At 40.5% G+C, this 7663-nt stretch carries 9 protein-coding genes; 7 read left to right on the top strand and 2 right to left on the bottom strand.

Annotation, left to right across the window (positions count from 1 at the left end; genetic code table 11):
- The coding region (locus OJ16_RS20095; RefSeq protein ID WP_040993234.1) for a hypothetical protein at positions 1–204 on the top strand (204 nt) is incomplete at its 5' end.
- Between the two features lie 219 nt (positions 205–423).
- Here OJ16_RS20095 and OJ16_RS19525 read toward each other — a convergent pair.
- Positions 424–933, bottom strand: coding sequence for a lipoprotein (locus tag OJ16_RS19525; protein ID WP_040993232.1), 510 nt, complete (start codon positions 931–933; stop codon positions 424–426).
- Positions 934–2313: 1380 nt separating this feature from the next.
- Between OJ16_RS19525 and OJ16_RS19520 the strand changes: the two genes are divergently transcribed.
- The 6 genes from OJ16_RS19520 to OJ16_RS19495 all read left to right on the top strand — a co-directional run bounded on the left by OJ16_RS19520 (position 2314) and on the right by OJ16_RS19495 (position 7071).
- Entirely contained in the window at positions 2314–3309 is a 996-nt protein-coding gene (locus tag OJ16_RS19520) for a site-specific integrase (protein WP_236688457.1), read from the top strand.
- Positions 3306–4097 (top strand): hypothetical protein, encoded by a 792-nt coding sequence (locus OJ16_RS19515; protein WP_040993230.1) that lies wholly within the window; start codon positions 3306–3308, stop codon positions 4095–4097. Before OJ16_RS19520 ends, OJ16_RS19515 begins: the two co-directional genes overlap by 4 nt.
- Before the next feature lie 813 nt (positions 4098–4910).
- The gene (locus tag OJ16_RS19510) at positions 4911–5216 is read left to right on the top strand and encodes a type II toxin-antitoxin system RelE/ParE family toxin (protein ID WP_052810396.1); all 306 of its coding nucleotides are present in this window, start codon (positions 4911–4913) and stop codon (positions 5214–5216) included.
- Between the two features lie 81 nt (positions 5217–5297).
- Positions 5298–5597 (top strand): HigA family addiction module antitoxin, encoded by a 300-nt coding sequence (locus tag OJ16_RS19505; protein ID WP_040993226.1) that lies wholly within the window; start codon positions 5298–5300, stop codon positions 5595–5597.
- An 87-nt stretch (positions 5598–5684) separates the two neighbouring features.
- On the top strand, positions 5685–6437 hold the full coding sequence (locus OJ16_RS19500; RefSeq protein WP_040993224.1) for a toll/interleukin-1 receptor domain-containing protein: 753 nt from the start codon (positions 5685–5687) through the stop codon (positions 6435–6437).
- 346 nt (positions 6438–6783) lie between these two features.
- On the top strand, positions 6784–7071 hold the full coding sequence (locus tag OJ16_RS19495; RefSeq protein WP_040993222.1) for a hypothetical protein: 288 nt from the start codon (positions 6784–6786) through the stop codon (positions 7069–7071).
- Between the two features lie 219 nt (positions 7072–7290).
- Here the strand turns inward: OJ16_RS19495 and OJ16_RS19490 are convergent.
- A partial coding sequence (locus OJ16_RS19490; RefSeq protein WP_040993220.1) for a lipoprotein occupies positions 7291–7663 on the bottom strand: 373 nt, incomplete at its 5' end.

The following is a 7663-nucleotide window of genomic DNA, read 5'->3' as shown; positions in this document are numbered from 1 at the left end:
TGTGCTGAAGCGCATCAGCTTCCTGACGGGAATTACTCTATCAGCATGGAAATCATGGTAAAAGATGGAAAAGCAGAAGTTGAGCATCTATTTGTTGATGATGGAAGCAAGACAGAATCAGAAATACCTAAATCAGAGTTACAAGGTTTTACTGGATGTATCATACCGTTAATTTCAAGTGAAAAGGTTGATTTTGAAGAATAACTGGAGATGCCTTATGTGATATTTCTAACTTGCGGCATCGTGTGACATTTTAAAATTGTTGCAACACAGAGCCTAAATGTTGATACGCGATATTGGCGTTATGTTCAATCTCGTGACTCTGTAACGAAGAACGGCCCCCGATTGGGAGCCGTTTTTGTGTTTAGTTCTGGGGTCACACTAAGTGCAGTTACGTTAAATGCTGTGGATCCCCTGAAGAATTTAGTTTGAATATGGTATAGAGGAGTGATGTAAATTGATTTTTAAGTTCCCTTCACCATCTTTTACATAACCAAATGTATATTCAACTTTAACGTTTTTACCGTCTTTTGTTGTAAAGAAGTAATTTCCCATTGCTAGCGCAGAATCTTGGTCCGTTATAATGCCTTCATTTTCCCAACGAACGTTGGTGTATGGAGCCAATGCAAACCCTTTATCTTCGGCGAGGTCTTGACCAATAAAGTAAGATAGAGCCTCTTTCTTTGTACCGCGAAACTGGTCAACTGATGCTAATGTAGGTTTAAACAACACTTGCCCGCTATCAAAAGCATAGAACTCTTCTATATGTTCAATTGCAGCTTTTTTTGCGTCTCTTGCTTTACCTATTTCAACAATACCCTCACCCCATTTCTTTTGAGCCTGCTCAACTTCTGCCGTAGAAATTGATGCTGCAAAAGCATTTAGTGAAAACATAGAACCGATTACAGCAGATAATAAAATCGTTTTTTTCATAGGTTAAATCATCCTTAAAAGACTCATTTTTTTATATCTACTTTTAGGTTAAATAGCGAGTATTGATATGTATCAAATCATATCAACATGTAACGTACGTGTAACACGCAAGGCTAATGCAGGGAATTAAACCACTCCCAAGGTAAATTTTCGGATTTTTGCGCCTATCAAAAAACTTTTAACAAAAAGTCGGTAGTCATTATTCCTATTATGTTAAACGGGCGAGTTTGCTATCAAAAACACCCTTCAGAAGCCCTCAAACGCTCCAGATTCAATTTATAAGCACTTACTAAGCCCTACTTACCCGAAAATCGGGCTGTAAGTTTGTGACAGTTTCAGAGCGATTTACAGGGCAAAGAACAACGCGTTCGTTTGAAACAAAAAACGCCCTCTAAGGGGCGTTTTTGTCATTCTTCTTAGCGAGCTGTTTGTCACACCACGCACTAACCTGAGGTGAATAAAGTGCGAACACACTAATTAATAAAGCGATCCCAATGATCACAAATAGACCATTCATAAGAACCTCCGCCTAAAGCACTCCTACCGACACTAACACACCGTTAGGTTTTCCAAACTTCACATCCCCACACCAGGAAAACGCCTACGCCGTTTTCTTGGCGTGGGGATGCGACAAGCGTAGCGCGTCAGTTCTGCGCAAATGTTCGTAGTGAACACTCCATGATTCATCACACTGTCACCTCATACCCCAAGCAAATTTACTCAATCTCTCTCCTTGTTCGCTCGCTTCGCATTGCAAATTCAGGAGAGAAATTTCGCAAATTTCGAGTAATCACAATTACCCGCTAGGTTAGAACTTCGTTTAACCTAGCGGGTAATTGTGAATAAGGCATTGAATGAATTCACGCATAATAATGTAAGCACATTCAAAATGGTGATTGATATTCATACGGATTTAGTGCAAAATTTAAACGACGATGTGAATCAGTTTTATAAGTATTGCTACTTCAAAAGCAGTTTGTTTTCCCCTGTTCAATCTGAAATAAACAGAGATCAGTCAGCCTCTTTTGAGCTTGATAATGTTCACCGGAGCAGTTAATTCCGAGACACTTTTATAGTGGTTATACAGTTCTCAACTGGTGAAATGAGACGGCTCTTTGAACGTCATTCAAAGAAAATAGGTAACGGAAAACGGTCAGATAATCCATGCGCTTAACCAACGCAAAACTGGCGAATAGGCATTAAGTTGTCGCTGTCTCCATTGGAGATTGTATGTTCTTACAAGGGAATTTATGTCTAATTTTGATGTTCAAAGCGAACTTTTAGCCCTCAAAGCTCAGACTCAATCCATACGGAAACGATCCTATTCCGCTCGAAAATCACGCCTCGACAAATATCGCACTCATCTTTTAGAACTGCATCATGCAGGAGCGACATGCGCAGAACTTCAACGTTGGCTACGGAGCAATAAGCGAGTCAGAGTTTCCCATTCAACGGTGCTTCGATGGTTGGAAAAACATGGCTAAGTTTGCAAAAAACGTCGATCCCAAAGCCGTTGCTGAAAAACAGGCCGCTAACGTCATGAAGCAGATGCAGGGAAAAACTCTGCCTAGCGTTGGCACCGTTCGCAACTACGAAGAACGTCTGAAGATTGTGGCTCAACACATCAATGCCGAATTCAAATGTGGCCTGCGAGATTTGACGGTAGTGCAAGCACACCAGTATTTGACCGATAGAGCCTTAGAAGTAGGACAAAAAACCTTAGATATGGAGCGTCAGGCAATTCAAACCATGATGCAAAATGTCACAGGAAAGCTAGGTCAAACGGAAAAACTGGAAGTTATAAAATCCGAAAAACTGCAAATCCTTTCCTCCCGTTCCTACACCCCAGAACAAGTCCAAATGGTCGTAAATGCCCAAACTGAGCGTAACGCACTCTCTACAGAAATCGCTTACGCCGCCGGACTTCGAGCACATGAGCTTCATACCCTATTACCACGAGATGAACGAGAACCTAGTGACAGACCTGCACTAGCAGAAAAGTTCTCAGGTCGAGACGGTGTAATTTACACCATCGACGGCAAAGGTGGTTTGATAAGAGAGGTACTCATACCTAAAGATCTTGCCGATAAATTGGAGACAAGAAGACTCGAACAACCCACGCACATCGTCGACCGAGGCGTAAACTACCTTTCACATTACGATATTAATGGAGGGAATCGTTGGTCAAGTTCGTACTCGACGGCATCAAATCGAGCATTAAATTGGAGTGCTGGGGCGCATGGAGTACGTCACAGTTACGCCCAAGAACGCATGAGCGAACTGAAAAAAGTGATGCCCTATGAGAAAGCTCTAAAGGTTGTATCACAAGAAATGGGGCATTTCCGTCCTGAAATCACGGAGGTTTATCTGCGATGAGATGGGTAGTATTACTGTTCACACTTAGCGGTATTATAGGAACAGCGAACTGGGGATATCACTACGTAGACAATGCCGTGTTAATCACCGATTTGTGGAAAGCCGACAGCACACCGAATGAGTGGGGATTAGTCGATTTTAAAGTTCAACCACCCACCATTTATGAATACACAGGAACCAAAGGGTTCTGGAATATATTCAAAGGACTGTGGCCTATCTGGACTTTGTTCACCGTGAGTTTCATTTTCCTAATACCACTTTCAATGTACATCTACAACGGTAGGAACAACGCCCAAATCCTCAAGGCAATAGCAGAGCAAAATAGTGCCGACGAACGAGCAAAAAAAGCAGAATCAGACGCGAAGAACGCTGAAATAAGAATGAGGTCCTGGGCAGAAGAAAAAGTCCGCACCGCCTACCAAGAACAATTATCCCATGTGAAAAAAGAGCTCGAAAACGAATGGGATGAATACCATCGCATCAAAAATAATATCGTAGAAAGAGAATCTGCAATCCAACGCAGAGAACAAACCGCTCTAGAAAAAGAAGAATGGGCCAAACAAACCGTCATAGAGATACAGGAAAAATACCGCCAAGAAAAAATGCAGTTTGATCAGACATTACAAGAAAACAGAACAGCAAAAAAAAATGCTCAATCAGGACAGCTGCGCTTAAAGAAAGAAAAACAACTAATCACAAATTTCCTCAATAACGAAGGATGGACGATAGAAAATACGCCACTGACATATGAAAAGCTGAGAGCACTAGCAAAAGGGAAACAACGCTAAGCAAGGAAGCACCAGGAGCAAAGAGACCAGCCCTTTCGGCTGCGCCGACCCCTACCCATCGTCGACTCTTTTTGAGTGATTTTGAGTATTCTTTTGGTCGCTTTCAGATTGGGATATTTCTCTTACCCTTTCGGGCTGCCCTGCGCTGTGAGTAAGGCTTTCGCCCCCATTCCAGTCTCACAACACTAATCATTTATTCCTTTTCCGCTTACCCTCTCTAGCAGCTACAAGAGGCGGAATTATCGTGCCGAAGCATAGTTTTGATTAGTGCCTTTACCGTCCACCTTTGGAACTTCCCTTGATCGGTGGATGATGCGCGTCGCTCTGTCCAAAACATCTTGAGTCCAAACAGAGTGCAGGAGTACTTGAAGTGCTTTAACGATATGGCTATCATGAAAGGACTTAACGGGGTTCAATCGTTTAAGTATTCCGAAATAAACCACCTTGCCGGGTGGTTTTTTCACATCTAGGGAAAGAGATTAATCCCAAAAGCGATTGATCTCAATGATCCTTTTAACTGGTCATGACTTTCCCCAACAAAAAAGCCTCCCATATGGGAGGCTTTTTTGTATCTGAATCTCGATGCGCACTAAGTGCCATTACGTTAAATTACACGAAAAATTGACACCTGCAACGTTACGGGTTACACTCGATTTGTTGCAAATACCGTCCTCTATGTGAAGTGCGTAGGCAAAATATATTCAATAGATAGGTGCGTGTTCTTTGATAACAATAAAAACATTAAAAGGAATATCAAATGGATATCAATCACTTACTAAATATATTTAACAACTGTCTATGGAGGACTTCACATTGGCTATTAAAAGTTTTTCGCACAAAGGGCTTAAACAGTTTTACTTTCATGGAACCCAAAGTGGCTTAAATGCAAACCATATCGATAGCATAGGTTTTATACTGGATGCTGTCGAAGCATCGCACCACCCTCAAGACTTGAAAGCAATTTATGCCAACAAGTTCTCTGAGAAAAAAGGGGCTGGTAAAGGGGTTTACAGCATCGAGGTCAATGGAAACTGGCGAGTTACCTTTCAAATACAAGATGAAGGTGCAGTTTTTCTTGATTATGTCGATTATCACGGAAAAAAAATAAAAGCCCGATAGCAGCCTAATAAAATTTAAGGTCACAATATATGCGACCTCGGCCTACCTAGCTAAATGCAGGTAGGCTTTTGGAGAATTGCAATGAAAATGACGAGAAAACCATCACATCCGGGAAAGTTTTTTAAACACACGATTTTGGATGAGAGAGGCATATCAATTACTGAGGCAGCAGTAAACTTAGGTGTAACGAGAAAAGCACTAAGTGAGTTTGTTAATGGTAAAGCTAAATGCTCACATGCAATGGCTAGGCGTTTAGCTGAAGTAACAGGTACTGGCGTTGGGATTTGGATCATGATGCAAGCAAAGTTAGATACTTGGGAGGCTGAAAATATGGTAATAGAAACGCCTACCATCCCATTCCTCACGCAACGTCAAGCTTGAGAAATGGAAAATTATTCCTATCTAATTCAATCACCATACTCCATAAATTAAATGGCAGTAATATCCATTTTAAAACAAAGGCCAAATGTGAATAAAAAATTAGTCTTCATTAGTCACATAACAGAAGAAAGTGAGCTTGCAGTAATCTTGTCAGAAGAAATCAAAAAGTCGTATTTAGGAATGCTTGACACTTTTGTTTCATCTGATGGCCAAAGTTTACCAGCAGGTGGGCGATGGATTGACCAAATTGACACTGCTTTAAACCAAAGCGCTATTCAAATTTCTCTATGTAGTCCTCAATCAATTAAGCGACCTTGGATTAACTTCGAAGCAGGAGCGTCTTGGATTCGAAAAATCCCTGTAGTTCCCGTTTGTCACTCAGGATTAACTAAAGGTGACTTACCTATTCCTCTAGCAATGCTTCAAGCTGCTGACATTAGTAACCGAACCGATCTTGAGATTATGTTTAATGAATTAACAAAGATTCTCGGTGCAACTAAAACTCCGAACATTGATTATGATTCAATCATTTCAAGTGCAAAGGAGTTTGAACATAAATATACGTACGTAGCTCGGGTTAAAAACGCAATATTTTCAGTTATAAACACATGTCCTCAACTGAAAGATTTATTTCTCTCTGGCTCGATTCAAAGTACGCCGCTACAAATTAAAGACTTCCAATATAACGAGATGGCTAAACACTTAGACTTTCTAAAAGATAATGAACTTCTTGCATACGGATTTAATCAAACACTTATAACTGGCGATGGAACTTTCAAAGGTGGGAACGTTTCTGTAACGTCAGCTTACTTGAATAACGTAATTGAACTCGTGCGCTAAAAAAAGGATGATCACACTTGCGTCTAAATCTTGTCAGCGCAGGTTTAAAGTGTCACATTAAGTGTAAAATCTGCACCTTAAGATTTTTAGCTTAAGGTGCAGGAATGCTACTGACTATGAGCACCAAGGAGCTGAAAAAGCTCGAACTTATTCAACACGTCTGCGATAAGCGTATTCGCCAAGAAGGCAGGAACAACGTCGACAATCAATGACAAATCCAGCAGTTAGTAACTATCAGGATAGATTTGGTCACAGTCACGAAAACACATAATAAGAATGAACTAGTGTGTTTTTTGAACTGTCCATATTAAGTGAGAAAAGTCCTCACTTAATATGGACATCGTTTATGAAATCATTAACATTTGTTTTAACAGCACTTTTATCTTCATCTATTGCATACGCCGAGCAAAAACTTCCTCAAATAATCAATTGTGCTGAAGCGCATCAGCTTCCTGACGGGAATTACTCTATCAGCATGGAAATCATGGTAAAAGATGGAAAAGCAGAAGTTGAGCATCTATTTGTTGATGATGGAAGCAAGACAGAATCAGAAATACCTAAATCAGAGTTACAAGGTTTTACTGGATGTATCATACCGTTAATTTCAAGTGAAAAGGTTGATTTTGAAGAATAACTGGAGATGCCTTATGTGATATTTCTAACTTGCGGCATCGTGTGACATTTTAAAATTGTTGCAACACAGAGCCTAAATGTTGATACGCGATATTGGCGTTATGTTCAATCTCGTGACTCTGTAACGAAGAACGGCCCCCGATTGGGAGCCGTTTTTGTGTTTAGTTCTGGGGTCACACTAAGTGCAGTTACGTTAAATGCTGTGGATCCCCTGAAGAATTTAGTTTGAATATGGTATAGAGGAGTGATGTAAATTGATTTTTAAGTTCCCTTCACCATCTTTTACATAACCAAATGTATATTCAACTTTAACGTTTTTACCGTCTTTTGTTGTAAAGAAGTAATTTCCCATTGCTAGCGCAGAATCTTGGTCCGTTATAATGCCTTCATTTTCCCAACGAACGTTGGTGTATGGAGCCAATGCAAACCCTTTATCTTCGGCGAGGTCTTGACCAATAAAGTAAGATAGAGCCTCTTTCTTTGTACCGCGAAACTGGTCAACTGATGCTAATGTAGGTTTAAACAACACTTGCCCGCTATCAAAAGCATAGAACTCTTCTATATGTTCAATTGCAGCTTTTTTTGCGTCTCTT

This window comes from Vibrio renipiscarius (assembly GCF_000827885.1).
Taxonomy (GTDB): domain Bacteria; phylum Pseudomonadota; class Gammaproteobacteria; order Enterobacterales; family Vibrionaceae; genus Vibrio; species Vibrio renipiscarius.
The sequence above is the reverse complement of the archived record's forward strand: the minus strand, read 5'-3'. Positions and strand labels throughout refer to the sequence as shown.